Raw genomic sequence first — 19,459 nt, forward strand, 5'->3', positions numbered from 1 at the left:
GATGAAGTTGTTAAATTTGGCAACAATTCCCGAAACTACGCCCGGCCCGGCCCGGCAATTAATTCCGCGCCGTGCCGCCCCGCCTCATTTTCGCCGTTACCACCGACCTCAACTACGACCAGCGCATGCAGCGCATCTGCGGGTCGTTGGCGGCGGCGGGCTACGGGGTGCTGCTGGTGGGGCGGGAGTGGCCGCAGTCGGAAGGCTTGTCGGCACAGCCCTACCAACAACACCGCCTGCGCTGCTGGTTTCGCCGGGGCAAGCTGTTTTACCTGGAGTTTAGCTTGCGCCTGCTGGTGTTCCTGCTGGGCCAGCGGGCGGCGGCCTGGTGCGCCATCGACCTCGACACGGCCCTGCCCGTGTGGCTGCGGGCCCGCCTGGGCGGGCAGCCGTTCGTGTACGACGCCCACGAGCTGTTCACGGAAGTGCCCGAAGTGGTGGCTCGGCCCGCCGTGCAGCGGGTGTGGCGCTGGGTAGAAGCCTTTGTGGTGCCCCGCGCCGCGCGGGCCTACACCGTGGGCCCGGCCCTGGCTCGCGTATTCGAGCAGCGTTACGGCCGCCCCTTTGCCGTGGTGCGCAACATCAGCCGGCTGGCTCCTGATGATGAGCCGGTGGCGGCGGACAGAGAAGGTAAAGACGACTTGCTGATTTTGTACCAGGGCGCTTTGAACGCCGGGCGGGGGCTGGAGGCCTTGCTGGAGGCCATGCCCCAGGTGCGGGGGCGCCTGGTGCTGTGCGGGGAGGGCGACTTATCCTGGGCGCTGCGGGAGCGGGCGGCGGCGCTAGGGCTGCTGGCTTCGGGGCAGGTGGAGTTTCGGGGCTACGTGCTGCCCCCGGACCTGCGCCGGCTCACGCGCCGGGCCAGGGTGGGGGTGATGCTGCTCGAAAACCAAGGCCTGAGCTACTATTACTCCTTGGCCAACAAGTTTTTCGACTACCTGCACGCCGGAGTGCCCCAGGTCACGATTGACTTCCCCGAGTACCGCGCCCTCAACGACCAGTACGACGTAGCCGACCTTGTGCCCGACCTGCGCCCCGCCACCCTGGCCCAGGCCCTGAACCGCCTGCTGCCCGGCGGCGACGAGGCCCGCTACCAGCAGCTCCGCGACAACTGCCGCCACGCCCGCCACCACCTGCACTGGGAGCAGGAGGAGCGGGTGTTGCTGGCGCTGTATGGGGAGGTGGTGAGATAGGGACTTAGGGTCTTAGGGGCTTAGGGACTTAGTTAACGTTCTGTTATCCTGAGCAGGTGGCGCACCAGGCCCGTGTGGAAGGGCACTTTTCACAGGAGAACAACTAGCGAAAGAACAGCTCTGCGCCTTCTGCGCAAACTTCCGCGTCCTCTGCGGGCTACAGCTGTACCAACAACTCTCGCCGGCTGTGCTGCACGGATGCCAGGTAAGGATGCCAGTATCTTTGCACGCCTTCATCCACTCGTTCATCATATGCTCTCCGAACTTGCCGCTGCTACCGAACCTACGCTGCTGGTCATTAGTGGGCCGACGGCCGTGGGCAAAACGGCGCTGTGCGTGCGGCTGGCGCAGGAGCTGGGCACCGAAGTGGTGTCGGCCGACTCGCGGCAGTTTTACCGGGAGCTGAACATCGGCACGGCCAAGCCCACGGTGGAGGAAATGCAGGGCGTGCCGCACCACTTCATCAACTCGCACAGCATCCGGGAGGAGTACAACGCCGGGCGTTTTGAGCAGGACGCCCTGGCCCTGCTGGAAAAGCTGTTTCGGCGCCACCGGGTGGTGATTCTCACGGGTGGGTCGGGGCTGTACTTGCAGGCCGTAACGGAGGGGTTTGATGAGATGCCGGCCGCCCCGCCCCAGTTTCGGGAGCAGCTGCACCAGGAGCTGGTCGCCGCGGGGCTGGAGCCGCTGGTAGCGGAGCTGGCCCGCCTCGACCCCGTGACCCACGCCCGCATCGACCGGCAAAACCCCCAGCGGGTGCTGCGGGCCCTGGAAATCTGCCGGGCCACGGGGCAGCAGTTCAGCTCGTTTCATCAGGCCCGGCCGGCGGCTCCGCGTCCGTTTCGCATCCGCAAGCTGGCCCTCACCCGCGACCGGGACGAGCTGTACCAGCGCATCGACCAGCGCATGGACCTCATGCTGGCCCAGGGTCTCGAAGCCGAAGCCCGCGCCCTGCTGCCCTACCGCCAGCACAACGCCCTCCAGACCGTGGGTTACCAGGAGCTGTTCGACTACTTCGACGGCCACTACGACTACGCCGAAGCCGTGCGCCTGCTCAAGCGCAACTCCCGCCGCTACGCCAAGCGCCAGCTCACCTGGCTCCGCCGCGACCCGCACTACCAGTGGCTGCATCCGGGGGAAATGAGTGAATGAGCGAATGAGTAGATGAGTGAATGCGTAGCCCCGGAGGGGCGGCATATCGGTAGAAATCAGCGGGTACTGTATGTTCAATGCCCTAGCGGGGCGACACAGCCGTCCGCAGACGATGGTGACGCCCCGCTGGGGCTTGGGTGTAGCACGCAGGTTGGTTCTCTACCGATATGCCGCCCCGCTGGGGCTATGCATTCACTCATTCACTCATTCACTCATTCACTCATTTCACCACGCTCGGCTGAGCTGAAACTGGCCGCCGGGCAGGATGTTGGCGCGGGTGTCGTTTTGGAGGGCCAGGCGGCCGCCCAAGCGCCAGGTGCGGTCGGGCGTGAGGGCGAAGTCCAGATTAAGGGAGGCAATGTAGCCCACGTGGAAGCCCCGCTCCCGGTAGGCCTTATAGGTAAACACCCTGTTTGCATCGAGGCTGGCCCACTGGAAGCTCTTCTGGTGAGCGTACCCAACAAACCCACCGCCACCCACGCTGAACTCTACGGTTTTGCCAGTCCGGAAAGGAAGCCAGTACACCTCCTGCTCCAGGTTCAGGGCCCGGTACGATTGGGGAATCGTGTAGCCGTAGCCAAACTCATACGGCTCCGAGCTGCCAATGTAGGCCAGCCGGGAGCCCAGGCGCAGGTGCTGCCCAAACTGCGGGGCGTACTCCGCCGAAACCTTGAGCACGGGATAGTCGCCGGAGCCATTGAGAGAGTTGCCCACACCCAGCCGGAACAGGGCCGGCCGGTGGTGGCCCGCCGGCTTCGGCTCCGTTTGCGCCCGGCACACCGGGGAGACTAGCAAGGTGCCCAAAGTGAGAAGGATAAGTCGGGACATAAGCAGGATAATAAAGAAGGATGGATGAATGCTGTAAAAATGAAAATTTATTTAGAATGACTTGTTCTTCGGAAGGAAATTTCCACCTTATCCCGCCTGCTTCGTGAAGCGGGCCTATACTTATCTAGCCGAGCGGATTCAATTGTATTCCTTGGGTATGTTTGAACATGTTTCGACGCTCCATCTTGTATGTCGCACTTTGGCTAAGCGCCGGACTGCTCTGGCCCAATCCGGCTGGCGCCTCCGCCCAGCCCGCTACGCGGCAGCTGGATAGCCTGCGAATGGTGGTGCGCAAGGCCCCGGCCGGCCGGGCCCGGATACAAGCCCTGCTGCGCCTGAGCGAGGCCTTGGCCGCCGCCGACTCGGCTACGGCTCTGGGGCAGGCGCAGCAAGCCTACGCGCTGGCCCGCCGCTACACCCCCGGTGACACCCTGGAGGCCCAATGCCTGGTAGCAGTGGCCGTGGCCTACCGCAACAGCGGGCAGCAGCCCAAGGCGCTGGACGCCTATTGGCAGGCCCTAGCCGTTTACCAAAAGCTGAAGCAGCCCGCTGAGGAAGCCTTCTGCTACCGCCGCCTCGGCCACACCTATGCCGAAATCAGCTTGTACCAGGAGGCCCTGGCTGCTTACCAGCAGGAGCTGCGCCTGCGTCGCCAAGTCGGCGACCAGCAGAAGCTGGTGGAGTGCTACGCCAATATTGGCTTGTTGTATTACGACCAGTATGATTACCCGGCCGCCCTGCGCTACCAAACCATAAGCCTGCGCCTGGCCGAGAAGCACCACCTGACCAAGACGACGGCCCAGATTCTGTCGAACATGTCGGGCATTTATCAGGAGCAGAAGGACTTGCCCCGCGCCATTGCCTGCGTGCAGCGGGCCCTGCGCCTGCATCAGACCAGCGGCGACGCCGGGGCCCGGGCCGCGGCAATAGGCAACCTGGGCGTGATGTACAGCAACCAGGGCAAGTATGCCTTGGCCGAGCAGCACTTGCTGGAGTGCTTGCGCTTCAATGAAAAGCGGGCCGACTGGTTTGCCGCGGCAGTGATGCGGCTGAACCTGGGGAATGTGTATGCCCGGCAGGGCAACTATGCTCGGGCGCTGCGGCAGCAGTGGCAGGCCAAGGAAACGTTCCGGAAGAAGAACATACCGGACATGCTGGTGTCTACCCTGAGCGACATGGCCGGCAGCTACCAGCGCACCCAGCAGCTGGCCCTGGCCGCACTCTACGCCCGGCAGGCCCAGCGCCTGGCCCAGCAGCACGGCCTGAAGCAGGGACTAACCCGCGCCGTAAGCCAGCTGGCCCAAATCAGCGCCCAGCGCAACGACTTTGCGGCGGCCTACGCCTACCAGCGCCGCTACCAGCAGCTACAGGACAGCCTGCACAGCCAGGAGAAAGCCCAGAAGCTGGCCGAGCTGCAAACCCGCTACGAAACCCAGCAAAACCAGGCCCAGCTCCGGCTGCTGCGCCGCAACGCCGCCCTGCAACGGTCCGAAGCCCGCTTGCAGCGCTGGGTGCGCAACGGCTTGGGCACGGGTCTGGTGCTGGCCGTGCTGGTGAGCATTATTTCCTACCGGCGCTACCGCCTGCTCCAAGTCAAAAAAGCTGAACTGGCCGCCAACAACCTCGAACTCACGCGCACCCAGCAGCAGCTGCGCAAGTCCCTGGGCGAGAAAGAAGTGCTGCTGAAAGAAGTGCACCACCGCGTCAAAAACAACCTCCAGATTATTTCCAGCCTGCTGGCCCTGCAAGCCCAGGAGCAGGAGGGGGAGCCGCCCGTGGTGGCTGCCTTGCAGGAGGGGCAGAGCTGGATTCGGTCTATTGCCCTGATTCACGAAATGCTCTACCAGTCCGACGACCTGAGCAGCGTTGGCTCGCAGGAGCTGCTGGCCCGCCTGACGGCCACTCTGGTGCAACACTGGGCGCCGCGCGGCGCCGTAACCTACGAGGTAGCCGCCGCCGGCGCCGTGCTCAACACCAGCACGGCCGTGCCCCTGGGACTCATCGTGAATGAATTGATTATCAACGCCATTACCCACGCCTTTGCCGATGGCCGCCCCGGCCACCTGCGCCTGGAGCTGGGCACCTTAGCGCCGGGCTACCACCAGCTGACCGTCAGCGACAACGGCCCCGGCCTGCCTCCCGGCTTCTGCCTGGAGCGGGCTTCGTCGCTGGGGCTGCGCCTGGTGAACAGCTTGGCCGAGCAGCTGGAAGGCTCGCTGCACATCCAAAACACGGCGGCCGGGGCGCGGTTTCTTATTCGCTTCCGCGAGCAAGCCGAAACCGAGCTGCCCCGCTGATTTTCGTTCTTCCGTTCTGCCTTTCCCGCCGAAACCCTGGTTATGTCTGCTCGCCGTATTCTCATTGTTGAAGACGAAGTAATTATTGCCCAGCACCTGCGCAGCTTGTTGCAGCGCCTGGGCTACGAGGTGGTAGCCCACGCCACACGCGCCTCCCAGGCCCTGGAGCTGCTCCGCCAGCACCAGCCCGACTTGCTGCTGATTGACGTGATGCTGCGCGGGGAGCTGGACGGCATCGACCTGGCCGGCCGCCTGCGCGCCGAGCACGCCGTGCCCTTCGTATTTGTAACTTCCCTGGCCGATGCGGCTACCGTGGCCCGGGCCAAGCAAACCCGCCCCTACGGCTACCTCATCAAGCCCTTCAACGAGCAGGAGGTGTACGTGACCCTGGAGCTGGCCTTCACCGCCTTCGCCGACGAGCAAGCCGCTCCGGCCCCCGCCAAACCCGCGGACGCCGCCCCCCTTGCCGCAACGGCCGTGCACGACAGCATCTTCGTGCGCGACCGGCGGCAGCTCACCAAGGTTAGCTTCACGGAGCTGCTCTGGCTGCAAGCCGACGGCAACTATACGTCTTTATTCACGGCCGATTCCAAATACACGGTCAGCTCCCCGCTCAAGCTGATTGAGGACCGCCTGCCCGCCACCGACTTCGTGCGCATCCACAAGTCCTACATCGTGGCCCTGAGCCAGATTACGGCCCTCGACGCCCAGGGTGTGCGCATCGGCGACAAGTCCATTCCCGTGGGCCGGGCCTACCAGGCCGATTTGATGAGCCGCCTCAACCTGCTGGGTACCAGCCCGGCGTAGCGCCCTGCCTACGCTACTAGTTTTCGGGCGGCTTCCACTCTCCACAACCAAAAGCCCCCTGCACCACTAGGCGCAGGGGGCTTTTTTAAGAGCCGCTATCGGCCAGGCCGTTTACTGTACTTCGACGGGGAAGCGTAGGAGTTGGCCGTCGATTCGGGTTTGCACGTGGTAAATGGTGCCAGGAGCCAAGCGAGTGGGCAGATGGAAATGGGTAGTGCCGGGCTGCATGCGCACGGTGAACAAGTTCACCAGCCCGCCCTGGCTGTTGTAGATGTACACCTGCGCACTTTGTGCCTTCTCCGCTTTCAGCTCCAGCGTGGCGTCGCCGTGGTTGGGGTTGGGGAACACGCTCAGCGTAGCCGGGGTGGCCGGCGCCGCCGGCTGCGGGGCGGGGGTGGCCTCCGGCTCGGCTGCCCGGAAGCTGGCGGCGCTGGCCGCCGCAGTGCCGGCCGACACGCGCCGCACCACCAGGCCGCAGAGTTGCGGGGAGTTTTTGCCGGCTTCGGAGCGGAATTGCAGGTTCAGCGTGCCGTCGGTGACGGGCAGCGTAAAGGTGCGGGTCAGGGCTTTGTTGGCTCCGCCAGCCTGGGTGAAGATGTCCAGGTTGTCCAGCACCACGCCGCCTTCGAGCAGCACATCGAACAGGCGCTGGTTGGCGCCCGTCGTACCGCTCACCGGGAAGTACAACTCCGCAAATTGCAGCTCCACCTGGTAGGTACCATCTTCCAGAGGGAGGGCGTAGCTGAAGTCGCCGTACCGCTCAGTCTGGTACAGGCGGTTGTCGGAGGTGCCGGTAATGGTGCGCGTGGGCCGGTCCAGCACGGTGCCGCCACTCACGTAGCTGCCTTCCGCTTGGTAGGCAATGCCGCTGGTGGAAGACGTGTAGGCGGCTCCGCCCGCGTTCAGGGCCAGGGCCACGCCGCGCGCCACGAAAGAACGTTCTACCGCCGCCGCGGCTTGGTAGTTGGCAGTGCCGGCCTGGCTGGCCCGCACGGTTACCCGGCCTACGCCCGTGAGGGTAAGCGTGTTGCCGGCTACCGTGGCTGGCCCCGATACAACGGCAAAACTCACCGGAACGCCCGTACCGGCCGAGGTGCTGGCCGTCAGGACGAAGGTAGCGCCGGCGGTGTAGGTTTGGTCGGCCGGAGCGGCAAACGTAATGGTTTGCGCGGCTTTAGCTACCGTAAAGGTCCGGTCCACGGGGGCGGCAGCCACGTAGTTGGCGTTGCCGGGTTGGGCGGCCCGAACCGTCACGGTGCCGGCTCCCGTCAGCGTCAGCACGTTGCCGGCCAGGGTAGCCACTGTGGCCGGGGTGTTTACCAGGCTGTAGGTGATGGGCAGGGCCGGCACGGTGCTGGTGGCTTGCAGGGTCAGGGCGTCGTCGCCGAAGGTTTTGTTGGGCGGGGCCGCCAGCGTCAGCACGGGCGTGCCCTGGCCCACGGCAAAGGTGGCTTCCGTAGTAGCGGCGGCGTACGAAGCGTTGCCGGCTTTGCTGGCCTTCACCGTTACGTTGCCCACACCCTTGAGCGAGAGGATATTACCCGACAGCGTAGCCACCGTGGCGGGCGTGTTCACCAGGCTGTAGGTCACGGCCTGGTCGGCGTTGCCGGTGCTGCTGGTGGCCAGCGTCACGTTCTGGCCCACTACCCGGTTAGTGAAGGTGGTGGTGAACGTCACGGTCTGGGGCTGCACCTGCACGCAGGGCGTTTGGTCGGCGCCCATGCGCAGGGTGGCCCCGGTGGCCAGGCCCAGAGCCGTGCGGTACTCGGTAGGGGTGAAGGTGAAGGCCGGGGCCGAGCCCTGGGCCGCGGCCACCACCACGTTGCTCGTGAGCGGAGCCACGGCGGGCAGGGTCCAGCCGTTGCCGCAGGGCTTGAGCTGGTAGTTTTCGGCGGCCGGGTTTTCAAAGAACCCCGTAGCCGCAGTTTTCACCAGCTCCGTGCTGTTCACCTCGAAGCCCGTGGCGGCGGTGGCGCCGTCGGGGTTCACCACGTTCTTAAATGCCGCCAGGGTGGCGTACTTCAGGTTGGGGCCGTTTTTGGGCACCGAGCCCAGGTTGTTCCAGTGTACCATGTAGTACTTGCCCGCCGAGGTGGAGGTGGGCGCCACCTGGGCCGACCAGCGCAGGTAGAGGTTGTGGTTCAAGTCGCCGGGGTCCACCATCACGCCCTTTTCGGGGCTGCTCAGGCTCTGCGACACCGACAAGTTGGCCTTTTTCCCGTTGGCCAGCACGTTGTTCCTGACCGTTACCTCGTAGGTTTCATACAGAATGCCGCGGGCTATTTCGGCGTCGCGCACGGCCTGGGGTACCTCCGGGTCGTTGTTGAGGCGGTTGTAGTCGGAGATGTCCAGGTTGACGCTGTTCTCCACCAGCGTGTTGTTGAAAATGCCCACGCCCGAGGAGCCGCTGATTTTGATGCCCGCGCCGTTGCCGTACACCACGTTGCCGGCAAACAGCCCCCCGCGCGACACTTCATAAAACAGGCCGATGCTCTTGTTGTAGCGGGCAATGTTGTTTACCACCGTTACGCGCTCCACGTCCAGGTCCAGCCACAGGCCCGTGCCATAGTTGCTGTCGAACAGGTTATTGCGAATCGTTACGTCGTCGTAGTGAATCAGCTTCAGCCCGCCCGCCGACCAGTACTGCGCAAATCCCTCGTGGTTGTTGAAGCTAAAGGTGTTGCCTTCAATCAAGGCGTTGGTTAGCAGTTGGTTGGCCACCGGGCCCAGGGCCATGCTTAGGCCCAGGCGGCCGTTGTAGGCAAACGTGTTGCCTCTCACCACCACATCGGTGATGCTGCCCCCAATGGTAGCACCCTCAGTCGAGCCCCAGGCAAAGGTGCAGTTCTCCACCAGCAGGTTACCCTTGCCTGAGCGCAGGGCCGACGAGGCATAGTTGCGGAAGCCCAGCCCGCGCACCACAATGCGCTGGTTGTCTTCCATGCCCGGCGTATTCACAATCAGGCCGTTGTTGAAAGCCGTAGCCTCCACCCGCTTGCCCACCGGATTCACCCCGATGTAGATGCGCTTGGTAGCATAGTCCACGTAAAACTCGCCGGCACTAACGGCCGCCTGGGTCAGCACCTGCTTGAGGGGCTTGTCGTTGACGAACACCTGGTCGCGGTAGCCAGCCAGGCGGGTTTCGGCCGTGGGCGGGCAAGTGGTATGGTTGCTGCTGGTGCTGCCGTCGGCACACCCCCCGATGATGGTCCTCTTGCCATTGGGGTCGTCCAGCACATTCGGTAGCTTCACCGTCCAGGGAGTAGAGGCTTTGGTGCGCCACACGTTGCTGGTGCCCACCCGTTCCCAGTGGGCATCGGGCAACATGTGGCTGCCCACCAGCCAGGCTTTTTTGCCGGGCCGGGGCTGCAAGGTCAGGGCCTTGTTCACGCGCACACTATCCACGGGGTAGCGGCCTTCTTCAAAGATGAGCGTAGCGCCGGCCGGAATCTTGGTGTTGTTGCTGACCAGCTCCTGCGTGAGCGTGCGCCACGGCTTATCGGCCGCGCCCGTGCCCGTGTCGTTGTTGCCGCTGGGACTGAAGTAGCGCACCACTCCGCTGCCGGGAATGGCGTAGCTGGTGGCTTTGATGGTTACGGTGCTGTCGCCGGCCGGGGCATCGGCAAAGTCGGTCAGGTCGGCGTCGTTGCCGTTGCCCTGGGCCCAGAGCGTGCCCGAGGTCAGGCACAGCGCCCCCAAGGCCGCCATTTTTAAACCGTGGAAAATGTCTGGCATACAAACAAGAGGGTTGGATGGTGAGGAAAAGAAGGAGCCCGAAATAGGCTTTTTCCGCGTCCAATGGCAATCTTGAAAGATGCGTAGCACGCCCAACGACAAGACGAGTTGGATGAACAACCAGAATACTGGTGGCAATAGGTGTTGCCTGACCCGCCGCCGCGGCCGGGTTTTCAGCAAACAGCACCCGCAGCCGCCTTGCCCGCCGGCCCTAGGTCCGGCCGCCAGAACGTGACGTGAAAGGCCGGCCGCCACACCAAAAAAAGCCCCGCGCAACCATCGTTGCACGGGGCTTGTCGCTGACCAAGAAAAGTAAGGTCCTGGCCGTACTTGGTGCCGCCGGGTGCCTTAGTGCGTTACCACGAGGCGCCGGTTGGCAGACTGCTGGCCGTGATGCACCCGCACAAAGTACACGCCGGCGCGCAGCTGGCTGACGTCCACCGAAACGGCGTTTTCGCCGGGGCGCAGGGCAACTGAGCGGCGTACCACCGGGCGGGCCAGCACATCCAGCAGCTCCACGCAGCCAGCCTGCGCGGCAGTAGCCCGCACCCTGACAGTTAAGGTGTTGGTGGCGGGATTGGGGTAGAGCGTCAGCACCTCGTCGGGGTGGCCGGGCTGGGTTGATGCGGTGACAGCGCCGGCCGTGGGGTAAGCGCCCAGGTCCACGGGCACCCCGGCCGGCACGCCCAGCAGCCGGGCTACGTCCTGGGGCAGGGGCTGGCCGCGGCGGTGGGCGGGGTTACTGCTGCCGCCCTTCAGGCGGTAGTCCCCGGCACCATCGGCGGCCGGGTTCACGAAGAAGGGGTTTGGAGCGCCGCTTAGCTCGAAGCCCTTGCCCTCAAAGCCAGTGGCGCCGGCAAAGGCCGGCAGAGCCGCGTGGAAGGTGTGGCAGTTGCGGCTGGTCTGCGGCACGTTCCACTTAACCAGCGTAGCCGGCTGGCTGGCAGCAGCCCGGTAGTAGGCGTTGTAGTCCAGGGCCGTAATCATGGCCTTAGCCGTGTCGGAGCAGGCCCGGTAGGTATCGAACAGGATACCGCTGTTGGCATCGGCCAGAATGTTGTTTTTGACCACCGTGCGGCGGGTGAGGTAGCTGGCCCCGGCCGCCAGCTCGCCGGGCGTGGGCGTGCGGTTGTCTTCCTTGATGAGCAGGGCCTTGTTGTTGCTGACCAGCGTGTTGTTGTACAGGCGGGCGTCGGAGGAGTTGGCTACCCCAATGCCCACGCCATTGCCCACGCACACGTTGCCGGCAATCAGGCAGCCCCGCGAAATTTCGAAGAAGATGCCGAAGGCGGTATTGCGGCGGGCCACGTTGCCGACCACCGTAGCGTTGCGCGTGTCCACGTCCAGCCAGGCGCCGTGGGCGTCGTTGTCTTCGATAATGTTGTTGCGCACCACCTGGCCGTCGGCATTGGTAATCTTAAACCCGGCCGCACTCCAGATGCGGGCAAATAGCTCCACGTTGTTGTGGCTGAACACATTGCCTTCCAGCAGCAGGCGGTGGGCCTTGGCGCCACCCAGGCCCTGCTGGGCATTGTACGTGAAGGTGCTGCCGCGCACCACGTTGTCTTCGGGCAGCACCGAGCCGCCGCCGGGAAAGCCGATACCACCGCCTTCGCCGTTCCAGGCAAAGGTGCAGTTCTCCACGGTCAGGTTATTGACGGCCAGAACCAGGGCCATTTCGGCGAAGTGGGCGAAGCCTAGGCCCCGGAACACGCTGCCGGCGGCCGGAGCATTCCAGGTTTGCAGGGCAGTGGAGGCCACCGTGGCTTCCACCGTCTTGCCCCGCGGGTCGCTGCCCACGTACAGCTTGTCGGCGGCGGCGTCAACGTAAAACGTACCGGCCGCCAGGTCTTGCAGGCGCAGTACCTGCTGCTGCCGCACCCCGTTCACAAACACCATGTCGCGGTAGTCGGCCTCGGGGTGGTCGGCGTCGATGCACTTAGGGCAGGGTGCAAGTCGGCCGCCCTGGCTGACGCGCTGAAACTCAGTGGTCCAGCCGGTTTTCACCCACCGGCCGCCTTCCACGGCCCATTCCGCGTTGGGAATCTGCACGCTGCCTTTGATCCAGACCTGCTCGCCGGCGGCCGGCTGAAAGGTAAGCCGCCGGTTCAGGTTGGGCCCGGTCAGGTCGCGGTAGGTGCCGCCCTTCAGCACGATGGTAGAGCCCACCGGGGCGCTCAGGGCCTTGCTTACCGTGCGCCAGGCTGTAGCCAGGGTGCGGCCGTCCTGGGCGTCGTCGCCGTCGGGCTTCACGTAGCGGGCTGTGCCGTCGGTGGGCACGGGGTAAGAGGTGGTTTTGATGCCGATCTGCTCGGCCGAGGGCGGGGCCTGAGCGGCGGCCGTTGTGCCAGCCGCCGTCCAGAAAACGGCAAGCGCCAGGGAGGCAAAGCGAGACGAGAATAGATGCATACGGAAGGGGTGTTAGGTTGGGAAAGGCGGTGCTGAAGCGGAAAAGGACCTGACAAATGCTTTAAAGCTACACGTTTATGCCGAGCCAGCTACTGAGCAAGCAGGAGAAACGACCTCAGACTTGGACGAAAAAGGTAAACGGTTGCAGCAGCCTTGCCGAAAACCAACCCGGACGGCCTGCAAAAAGCCCCGCACAACCGGGGTCGTACAGGGCTTTTAGCGAACAAACCAGGACAGAAAGCTACTGCTGCTGCACCTCAAGACGGAAAAAGTGATTTTTTCCGTCGACAGTAGCTTCCAGCACATACGTGCCGGCCGGCAACGCGGCGGGTAGCCGGAAGTGGTTTCGGCCCGCCCGCACGGGCACTTGCACCAGGCTCACCAGGTAGCCCTGCTGGTTGCGCACCTGCACCGTGACGCGCTGCGTGGCTGCTGCCGTCAGCTCCAGCGTGGCCAGGCCTGGGCTGGGATTAGGAAACGCCGCGAAGGAGGTACCCGCTGCCACACGGGCGGCTGGGGTAGCGGAAGCCGCCGTTTCCGCGCTGGCTTGCAAGGCCCCGGCCGCACTACTCACGGGTTCCAGCTTCCACTGCTGGTTGAGGCCGCCCACGTAGTCCCACTGGTGCACGGCGGCGCCGTCGGCCTGGCTCACCCCGCTCACGTCCAGCACCTTACCCGAGCACTCAGCCGTGAGTTTGTAGTAGCCGTCCGTAGTAGCCTCAATTTTCCAGCGCTGGGCCGGGCTGCCGTTGTCGGTCCACTGATGAATCTTCGTGCCGTTGGTGGTGCCGCTGTGGTCCACGTCCAGGGCCTTGCCCGAGTGCACGGCCACCAGCTTGTAGAAGCCGTTGCCGACGGCCGTCAGCTGCCAGTGCTGGTTGGTTCCCCCGTGGGCAGACCACTGGATAATACCGGCCCCCTCGGCCTGGCTGGCGCCGTTCACGTCCAGCACCTTGCCCGAGTGGCGCGCTACCAGGCGGTAGGTGCCGTTAGCCGGGCCCGCGGGTGCGGCCGGTAGTTCCGGGTATAGCTGCGTGGTGGGGACAATTACTTTCACGTCGAGGTTGGGCAGGCTCCACATTAGCCGCACATTGGCGTTGCCGCCGTATTCCAGATACTCCAGCTTGATGGGGTAAAGCTTGCCGGCTTCGAGCGTGATTTTGCCCTGGCCGCCATTACCGTCGCCACTTTTCCAGGCGTCCACCAGCAGCTTGTTGTCCATCCACAGGCGGTTGCCGTCGTCGCTGCTGGTGGCAAATGTGTACTCGCCCGACAGCGGCGCCTGCACGTAGCCGGTCCAGCGCACCGTGAAGTCGTTTTCGCGCACCCCGGCGCCCGGCGAGGCCGGCCAGCTTAGCTCAAGTCGTGGGTCTACGCGCGTGAGCACGGGTTGCAGGTTGTTGGCATCCAGGGTGGTGGCGTTGAAGTACTGCCCCTTCAGGCCGGTGCCCGTGCCTGCCACGGCCGTGCCGCCCTTCAGCTTGTCGAAGCCCCACAAGGGCCACATGGCGTGGCCGAAGTCGGCCATTTTATTTAGAAGCTCCCCGTTCACACCCAGCGGCCGCCCGTACACGATGGCGTCGCGCAGGCGTTGCGGATATTCCTCGTAGCCTTTTAGCTTCTCAGGAATGGGGTAGTAGGGGAAGTTGGATGGAGCCCAGTCGTACGCTCCTCCGGGCGTGTCGGCCGAGCCATCGGGCAGGATGTTCCAGCGCTTGTAGTCGGCAATGGGGTGCGAGGCGGTTTTGTCGTACCAGGAGCTGAAGTAGGCCTCGGCCAGGTTCTTACGGAAGTCCGGGCTCAGGTCAGCAAACAGGTTGTCGTAGTCCGGGTGAACCAGATTGTTGAGCTTGATTTCCCGCAGGTTCCAGCCGCGGCCCGGGTCCTGTACGCCGTACTTGTTGTCCCACATCTGCATGTCCTTGATCAGGCTGGCCGCGTAGCGCATGCCCTCACCCGGCGTTTCCTTGAACCAGCCCGAGAGGTTATCGATGTGGTCGAGGTGGTACTTCCAGTCCACGGGAATGTGCACCACGTTGTCGCGGTAGCCGGGGTTGACAATCACCTGCGTGTGGTACCAAATGGTAGAGAAGTACTTGCCTACCAGGTGACTCTGATAGATGAACTGCTCGCCGTTGTGGCTCGACAAGTGGGGCGCCAGTTCAAACACCGAGCGGTGCCTGCCCACCCAGCCTCGCTCCCCGTTGGGGTAAAGCTGGAGCGGCATGTCTTCGAGATAAAAGTCCTGGTTCAGCTCCCAAATTTTGGTGACGGCCCAGCGGCGCAGGCCCACGGCGGCTTGCTCCCAGGTTACGCCGGCGGGCAGCTTGCGCCCGTAGCCGTCATCGTCGAGGGTGCCGTTGATGGCGTCGGCAGTAAACCACTGCATGATGTCCAGCAGCCGCTCCTTCGACACGCTGGTGCGGCCGCTGGGCGCTAGCTCCTGCCGTACGCGCTGGTAGGCTTTCCAGGCGCGGGTGGTGTAGAACTCGGCGCCCCAGATGTCGACCGGGTGCAGAGGCGTGATCCACTCATTCCAGTCCAGCAGTTGCACCGAGAGAGGCAGCTCGCGCATGTTGAGCATGCCTTTCGAAGAAGTTGCTTCCTTCATGGCCGCCACCGACGTGCCTTTCGGGAACAGATGCGGGATGATGTCGCGGTCCTTCTCCAGCACGGCGTTCAGGCCCGCGCCCGCCGACCACAGTTCCACGGGCTTGCTGTCCAGGCCGGGGCCGGGCTGGTAGGGCGGGTCCCAGGGCGTGCCCGGCGCGTCGAAGGGAGAGCCGTCGCGCTTTTTCAGGGTCAGGCTGCGGATGTAGGAGGCAATTTGCTCGCCCTGCGCCTGGCTCAGGCCGTGGAACTTGGTGCGCTCCACGATGGACGTGTTGGAGTAGTTGAAGTACTTCAGGTCCAGGCCCCGCTCGTGGTGGCAGCTGGCGCAGGTGGCCTTAAGCGTGCCCGTAGCCAAGGGCGACTCTTTCAAGGCGGCTTCCTTCCACAGGCGCTGGCCCTCGGCCACATCGGCGGCGCCGGCGCGGGGGGCGGTCCACTTCCTGGGGTCGTCTGCCACAAAGGCCGAGGCCGGCACCAGCTTGGCGCCGCCCGCGTCGAGCAGGTTCAGCTCCAGCACGCGCAGGCCGCTGCTGTGCCCATCGGTTTGGTTGAGGCGGATGCTGAGCGTGTTGCCGCCCGCTCTGAACGGGCCCAGCTTGCTGGCGGCCACGGTGAAGCGCACGGTCTGGAAACCCCCGCCGATGCCGCCGTAGCTGGCTTCCTGTGGGAATACGGTGCAGTTGGCGTTGGTGATGTCGACCCAGCTGCCGCCGTTGACCTGCACGCTGGCGCGGGCAATGGTGGGCTGGGTGCTGGCGGCCCGGAAGCCGGGGCGGTGCACGCGCAGATAGACACTAGCTACTTTGCTCGGGTCAGCTACCGACAACGACACTTGCCTGGTGGTGCCCTGCGGCCCGAGCACTTCCAGGGGCAAGGTGATTTGGGCATGCAAGGGCCCGGCCAGTAGCAGGCTCAGTAGCAGCCACAGGCTCCGGAGCAGTAGCGGATGAAGTTGTCGTAGAGTACGGAAAGGTTGTTTCATCAGCAGATGTGGAAAGAAAGGTGAAGGTGACAGAGCAAGGCCAGGTGTTGAACAAATCCCAGACGTAGGGCAGCGCTGGAACTTGGATTCCCTAGCTTCTAAAGTAGTATCTCACAAATTCCTTCTCAGAAGGAGAGCCCGCTTCAGAAGCCCGATTGGCAGCCAACGACCAGAATAACTAGGTGAACGACAAAAACCTTTGTACCATCAGCTTGGGGTAAAGCAGACCAGGTGTGTAACTTTTCCTATGTATAGTAAGAAGTAAAGAAGACGTGGTTTTAGCACCCGTTTAAGATGCCGCCACGATGTGGCACCTAAGCCGTGCTGGTACTTCTCCCAGACAGCCCCAATGTGCCTTGAGTCCCTGAGCATTCAGACGAAGACGAACAAGATGGGCCCCAGCAGAAAGCAAAAGGGCGCTGCCTAAGCAGCGCCCTTGTAGGCTGACCCGGCAGCCAGTTGGTGCGGGTGAGTAAGAGAAGACATCGGGCTAGGGTACAATCAGCACCGCTTGGGTGGTGCGCTGCTGGCTGCTGCGCAGTTGCAGGGTGGCCCAATAGCTGCCGGGCGCCAGGTGCCCCATCGGCACGCGCAGCTCACCGCCCGCTGCCACGGCCCGCTTATAGGTCCTGGCGACTTACCGTTCTGCAACAAGTACAAAGGCTTCTGGTGGACGGTGCCGGCCCAGTACGCAGGGCGCGCCCTCTACGTCTACGGTATTGACATTGGCGGCGACAGTAGCACCAACGCGCTGCTGGATGGCAGCGGCAAGATCATTCACTAACTCCGCCGCGAGCTGACCAATGCCAACGAGGCGCGGTTGGTGCACCCTTCATGGGTAAGCACCAACTGCGCCTCGTTGGCATTGGTCAGTAGTGTATGCCCCAGACTATACGCTCAGAATCTCCACCATGCGCATAAAGCTCTGGTTGAGCAGCTTTTTCTTGTGAATGGTATCGGTGAAAGGAGTGTACACCAGCTTGCGGTCCACGATGCCGGCCATGACGTTGCGCATGCCGTTAAGCAGGCCTTCCACGGCCGCAATACCAATCTGGGAGCCCAGCATCCGGTCGGCGGCCGAAGGCGCCCCGCCGCGCTGAATGTGGCCGATAATAGTCACGCGGGTGTCCAGCTCCGGAATGGCTTCTTTGACCTTCTGCGCTACGGTGTGAGCGTTGCCTTCTTCGTCGCCCTCGGCCACCACCACCAGAAACGACGTTTTGTGGCGGCGCCAGCCGGCTTGCAGGGTTTCAATTACGGCCTCCGTAGACATCTGCGTTTCCGGCACCATCACAATTTCGGCCCCGCCCCCGATGGCGCAGGGAATGGCAATGTAGCCCGAGTCGCGGCCCATCACCTCCACAAAAAAGCACCGGTCGTGGGAGTCAGCCGTGTCGCGGATTTTGTCGATGGCCTCCAGGGCCGTGTTCACGGCCGTGTCGTAGCCGATGGTGAAGTCTGTGCCGTACAGGTCGTTGTCGATGGTGCCGGGCGCGCCCACGGTCGGGATGCCAAACTCCTGCTCGAAGGTCATGGCCCCGGTAAACGTGCCGTTGCCGCCGATGGCCACCAGCCCGTCGATGCCGTGGTTTACGAGCTGGTCGAAGGCCTGCTGGCGGCCCTCCTTGGTCATAAACTTCTGGCTGCGCGCCGACTTGAGAATAGTGCCGCCTTTTTGGATGGTGTTGGCCACGGAAGCCGAATCGAGCTTCACAAACTCGCCTTTAATCATGCCGCTGTAGCCGCGCATGATGCCGTACACCTCAATGCCATGGTAGACGGCCGTGCGCACCACGGCCCGGATGCAGGCGTTCATGCCGGGCGAGTCGCCGCCACTGGTGAAAACTGCAATGCGTTTCATATAGCTCTCTCAGTACTCAAACAAAAGCCCGACACAGCCGGGCCGGGCAAAGGTGGTAAATCCCAGGTGAAGTTTCGTTGTCTCCTACGGAAAATAGAAAATGGCGCCGCCTGGGTAGCTATTTTTTTTTCGGGTGCGTATGGGAGTTATTGCGCCCTCAGCCCTAGCGGGCTATCTTACTACTGCCTTGAGCGCCCCACCGAGGCAGGCTGTTTGCATTGGTCTGTTCCCACCACCGTTCCCATCTAATGCACGTTCGTATGTTTGGTTTCTTTGAAAACGAGCAAACAAAAAAACTCAAAAGCCACATCGTAAACCTGGCGGCCCTGGCTAAGGCTGATGGGCACATCGACGAACGAGAAATGAACTTCATTGTGGCCGTGGGCCAGAAAAACGGTATGCGCGCCGCCGAAGTCCGCAGCCTGGTGGGCAACACCAGCAGCGTGAAGCTGGTTATCCCCGACAACGACTCCGAGCGGTTCGACCAGATTTTCGACCTCGTGGACATGATGCTGGCCGATGGCGTGGTCGACAACCACGAAATGGAGTTCTGCATCGGCATGGCCGAAAAGCTCGGTTTCCGCCGCGACATCGTGGCCGTACTCGTGCGCAACATCTCCCAGGGCGTCAAAGACGGCCTCCCCCGCGAACAAATTAAAGAGCAAACCCAAACGCTTTTAGGTAACTAAAAATCTGGCGGTGGTCTAAAGCGTGGTTTTGCTGGTCGTTTGCTTCAGGTGGCATTGCCGGTTGTGTTCGTCAATGACGAGTTGAATACGGATGCGGTGCATGGTCCGGCAGCGGCTAAAGGAACAGGATTTACGCACGAGCACGGCGCACTTTTGGCGTAGTGAACAATTGATAGCTTCCACGATACTGGTCTGGCCGCTGCCTTTGGGACTGGGCCGGTGGGCGCCGGCTGGCAATACGCCCTGGTAGGCTTCCCACTCGTCGGTGAAGTACCAGGTGCCCGTACGGTACTCGGCCGGCAAAGCGCGCCACAGGCGCCGAGCCGTCGCGCGGCCCCGGCCGCCCAACACCCAGGCCACGATGCGGCGGCTGGAGCGCTCCACGGCCAGCCAGAGCCATGTTTTGCGCTTTTTGTGGCCGACAAACGTCCACATTTCATCCAGTTCCAGCACCCGTGGCCGGCGCGGCTTGGGCCGTGGGCGCGTTGGCGCCCGCGCTTTTTTTTGCCAGTTTGGCCACCGTCATGCGCGCCACGCCCGTCAGGCGCACGATGGCCCGCTGCGAGACGCGCTCGACTAGCAGTTTTTCCACGTGGGCGTACTGCGCCGCTTTGCGCGGAGCGGCCGGGTGCAAGGCCGCTTGGTGGCGGCAGTTCAGGCACCGATACTTGGCCTTGCCGTGGCTATGGCCGTTCTTACGCAAGGCTGTGCTGCCACATTTGGCGCAGGTGAGCGTTGTTTGAAGCATCGCCTAAGGTAGCAAAACCACGCTTTAGACCACCGCCAAAAATCTTTTGTCATTGCGAGGACGGAGGACGAAGCAATCCGTCCTTTTCAACGCATAAAGCATCCGACTTCTCCAAAGCCTCTAACCTGGCACCTCACCCCCAGTA

General features: G+C 63.5%; 13 protein-coding genes. 6 read left to right on the forward strand and 7 right to left on the reverse strand.

The annotated features are described in order from the left end of the window. Nucleotides 1-71 precede the first annotated feature (71 nt). Nucleotides 72-1,193 carry a glycosyltransferase gene (locus OIS53_RS02530; protein ID WP_264680817.1) on the forward strand — a complete coding sequence of 374 codons (1,122 nt, stop codon included), beginning with the start codon at nt 72-74 and terminating at the stop codon, nt 1,191-1,193. A gap of 252 nt (nt 1,194-1,445) precedes the next feature. After that, nucleotides 1,446-2,345 carry a tRNA (adenosine(37)-N6)-dimethylallyltransferase MiaA gene (gene miaA, locus OIS53_RS02535; RefSeq protein ID WP_264680818.1) on the forward strand — a complete coding sequence of 300 codons (900 nt, stop codon included), beginning with the start codon at nt 1,446-1,448 and terminating at the stop codon, nt 2,343-2,345. Nucleotides 2,346-2,570: 225 nt separating this feature from the next. Here miaA and OIS53_RS02540 read toward each other — a convergent pair whose 3' ends face one another. Next, nucleotides 2,571-3,173 carry a hypothetical protein gene (locus OIS53_RS02540; protein ID WP_264680819.1) on the reverse strand — a complete coding sequence of 201 codons (603 nt, stop codon included), beginning with the start codon at nt 3,171-3,173 and terminating at the stop codon, nt 2,571-2,573. A 167-nt stretch (nt 3,174-3,340) separates the two neighbouring features. Here OIS53_RS02540 and OIS53_RS02545 point away from each other — a divergent pair, with 167 nt between their 5' ends. Both OIS53_RS02545 and OIS53_RS02550 read left to right on the forward strand, forming a co-directional pair. Continuing rightward, a complete protein-coding gene (locus OIS53_RS02545) occupies nt 3,341-5,470 on the forward strand; it encodes a tetratricopeptide repeat protein (RefSeq protein ID WP_264680820.1) in 2,130 nt (709 codons plus the stop codon). 42 nt (nt 5,471-5,512) lie between these two features. Further along, nucleotides 5,513-6,277 carry a LytR/AlgR family response regulator transcription factor gene (locus OIS53_RS02550; RefSeq protein ID WP_264680821.1) on the forward strand — a complete coding sequence of 255 codons (765 nt, stop codon included), beginning with the start codon at nt 5,513-5,515 and terminating at the stop codon, nt 6,275-6,277. A 111-nt stretch (nt 6,278-6,388) separates the two neighbouring features. Here OIS53_RS02550 and OIS53_RS02555 read toward each other — a convergent pair whose 3' ends face one another. The 3 genes from OIS53_RS02555 to OIS53_RS02565 all read right to left on the reverse strand — a co-directional run bounded on the left by OIS53_RS02555 (nt 6,389) and on the right by OIS53_RS02565 (nt 16,016). Next, nucleotides 6,389-10,012 carry a malectin domain-containing carbohydrate-binding protein gene (locus tag OIS53_RS02555; RefSeq protein ID WP_264680822.1) on the reverse strand — a complete coding sequence of 1,208 codons (3,624 nt, stop codon included), beginning with the start codon at nt 10,010-10,012 and terminating at the stop codon, nt 6,389-6,391. Between the two features lie 348 nt (nt 10,013-10,360). After that, entirely contained in the window at nt 10,361-12,421 is a 2,061-nt protein-coding gene (locus OIS53_RS02560) for a right-handed parallel beta-helix repeat-containing protein (RefSeq protein ID WP_264680823.1), read from the reverse strand. Nucleotides 12,422-12,662: 241 nt separating this feature from the next. After that, entirely contained in the window at nt 12,663-16,016 is a 3,354-nt protein-coding gene (locus tag OIS53_RS02565) for an RICIN domain-containing protein (protein WP_264680824.1), read from the reverse strand. A 574-nt stretch (nt 16,017-16,590) separates the two neighbouring features. On the opposite strand from OIS53_RS02565, the gene OIS53_RS02570 reads away from it, so the two are divergent. Further along, a complete protein-coding gene (locus OIS53_RS02570; RefSeq protein WP_264680825.1) occupies nt 16,591-16,800 on the forward strand; it encodes a hypothetical protein in 210 nt (69 codons plus the stop codon). A gap of 105 nt (nt 16,801-16,905) precedes the next feature. Here the strand turns inward: OIS53_RS02570 and pfkA are convergent, their stop codons facing one another. Next, nucleotides 16,906-17,877 carry a 6-phosphofructokinase gene (gene pfkA, locus OIS53_RS02575; protein WP_264680826.1) on the reverse strand — a complete coding sequence of 324 codons (972 nt, stop codon included), beginning with the start codon at nt 17,875-17,877 and terminating at the stop codon, nt 16,906-16,908. A 260-nt stretch (nt 17,878-18,137) separates the two neighbouring features. Between pfkA and OIS53_RS02580 the strand changes: the two genes are divergently transcribed. After that, entirely contained in the window at nt 18,138-18,566 is a 429-nt protein-coding gene (locus tag OIS53_RS02580; protein ID WP_264680827.1) for a tellurite resistance TerB family protein, read from the forward strand. A 15-nt stretch (nt 18,567-18,581) separates the two neighbouring features. Here the strand turns inward: OIS53_RS02580 and OIS53_RS02585 are convergent, their stop codons facing one another. Together OIS53_RS02585 and OIS53_RS02590 are read right to left on the reverse strand one after the other, a co-directional pair. After that, complete coding sequence (locus OIS53_RS02585) at nt 18,582-19,019, reverse strand: IS1 family transposase (RefSeq protein ID WP_264678687.1); 438 nt, start codon at nt 19,017-19,019, stop codon at nt 18,582-18,584. Further along, nucleotides 19,003-19,314, reverse strand: a complete 312-nt coding sequence (locus OIS53_RS02590; protein ID WP_264678688.1) for an IS1/IS1595 family N-terminal zinc-binding domain-containing protein — start codon at nt 19,312-19,314, stop codon at nt 19,003-19,005. The genes OIS53_RS02585 and OIS53_RS02590 overlap by 17 nt, the downstream gene beginning before the upstream one ends. Nucleotides 19,315-19,459 lie beyond the last annotated feature (145 nt).

The organism is Hymenobacter sp. YIM 151500-1 (assembly GCF_025979885.1).
GTDB lineage: Bacteria > Bacteroidota > Bacteroidia > Cytophagales > Hymenobacteraceae > Hymenobacter.

What these genes read in the sequence shown, in the direction of transcription:
- OIS53_RS02565 (WP_264680824.1), bottom strand. Translation starts at nt 16,016, where the DNA reads ATGAAACAACCTTTCCGTACTCTACGACAACTTCATCCGCTACTGCTC.
- OIS53_RS02555 (WP_264680822.1), bottom strand. Translation starts at nt 10,012, where the DNA reads ATGCCAGACATTTTCCACGGTTTAAAAATGGCGGCCTTGGGGGCGCTG.
- OIS53_RS02590 (WP_264678688.1), bottom strand. Translation starts at nt 19,314, where the DNA reads ATGCTTCAAACAACGCTCACCTGCGCCAAATGTGGCAGCACAGCCTTG.
- pfkA (WP_264680826.1), bottom strand. Translation starts at nt 17,877, where the DNA reads ATGAAACGCATTGCAGTTTTCACCAGTGGCGGCGACTCGCCCGGCATG.
- OIS53_RS02540 (WP_264680819.1), bottom strand. Translation starts at nt 3,173, where the DNA reads ATGTCCCGACTTATCCTTCTCACTTTGGGCACCTTGCTAGTCTCCCCG.
- OIS53_RS02560 (WP_264680823.1), bottom strand. Translation starts at nt 12,421, where the DNA reads ATGCATCTATTCTCGTCTCGCTTTGCCTCCCTGGCGCTTGCCGTTTTC.
- miaA (WP_264680818.1), top strand. Translation starts at nt 1,446, where the DNA reads ATGCTCTCCGAACTTGCCGCTGCTACCGAACCTACGCTGCTGGTCATT.
- OIS53_RS02550 (WP_264680821.1), top strand. Translation starts at nt 5,513, where the DNA reads ATGTCTGCTCGCCGTATTCTCATTGTTGAAGACGAAGTAATTATTGCC.
- OIS53_RS02545 (WP_264680820.1), top strand. Translation starts at nt 3,341, where the DNA reads ATGTTTCGACGCTCCATCTTGTATGTCGCACTTTGGCTAAGCGCCGGA.
- OIS53_RS02580 (WP_264680827.1), top strand. Translation starts at nt 18,138, where the DNA reads ATGTTTGGTTTCTTTGAAAACGAGCAAACAAAAAAACTCAAAAGCCAC.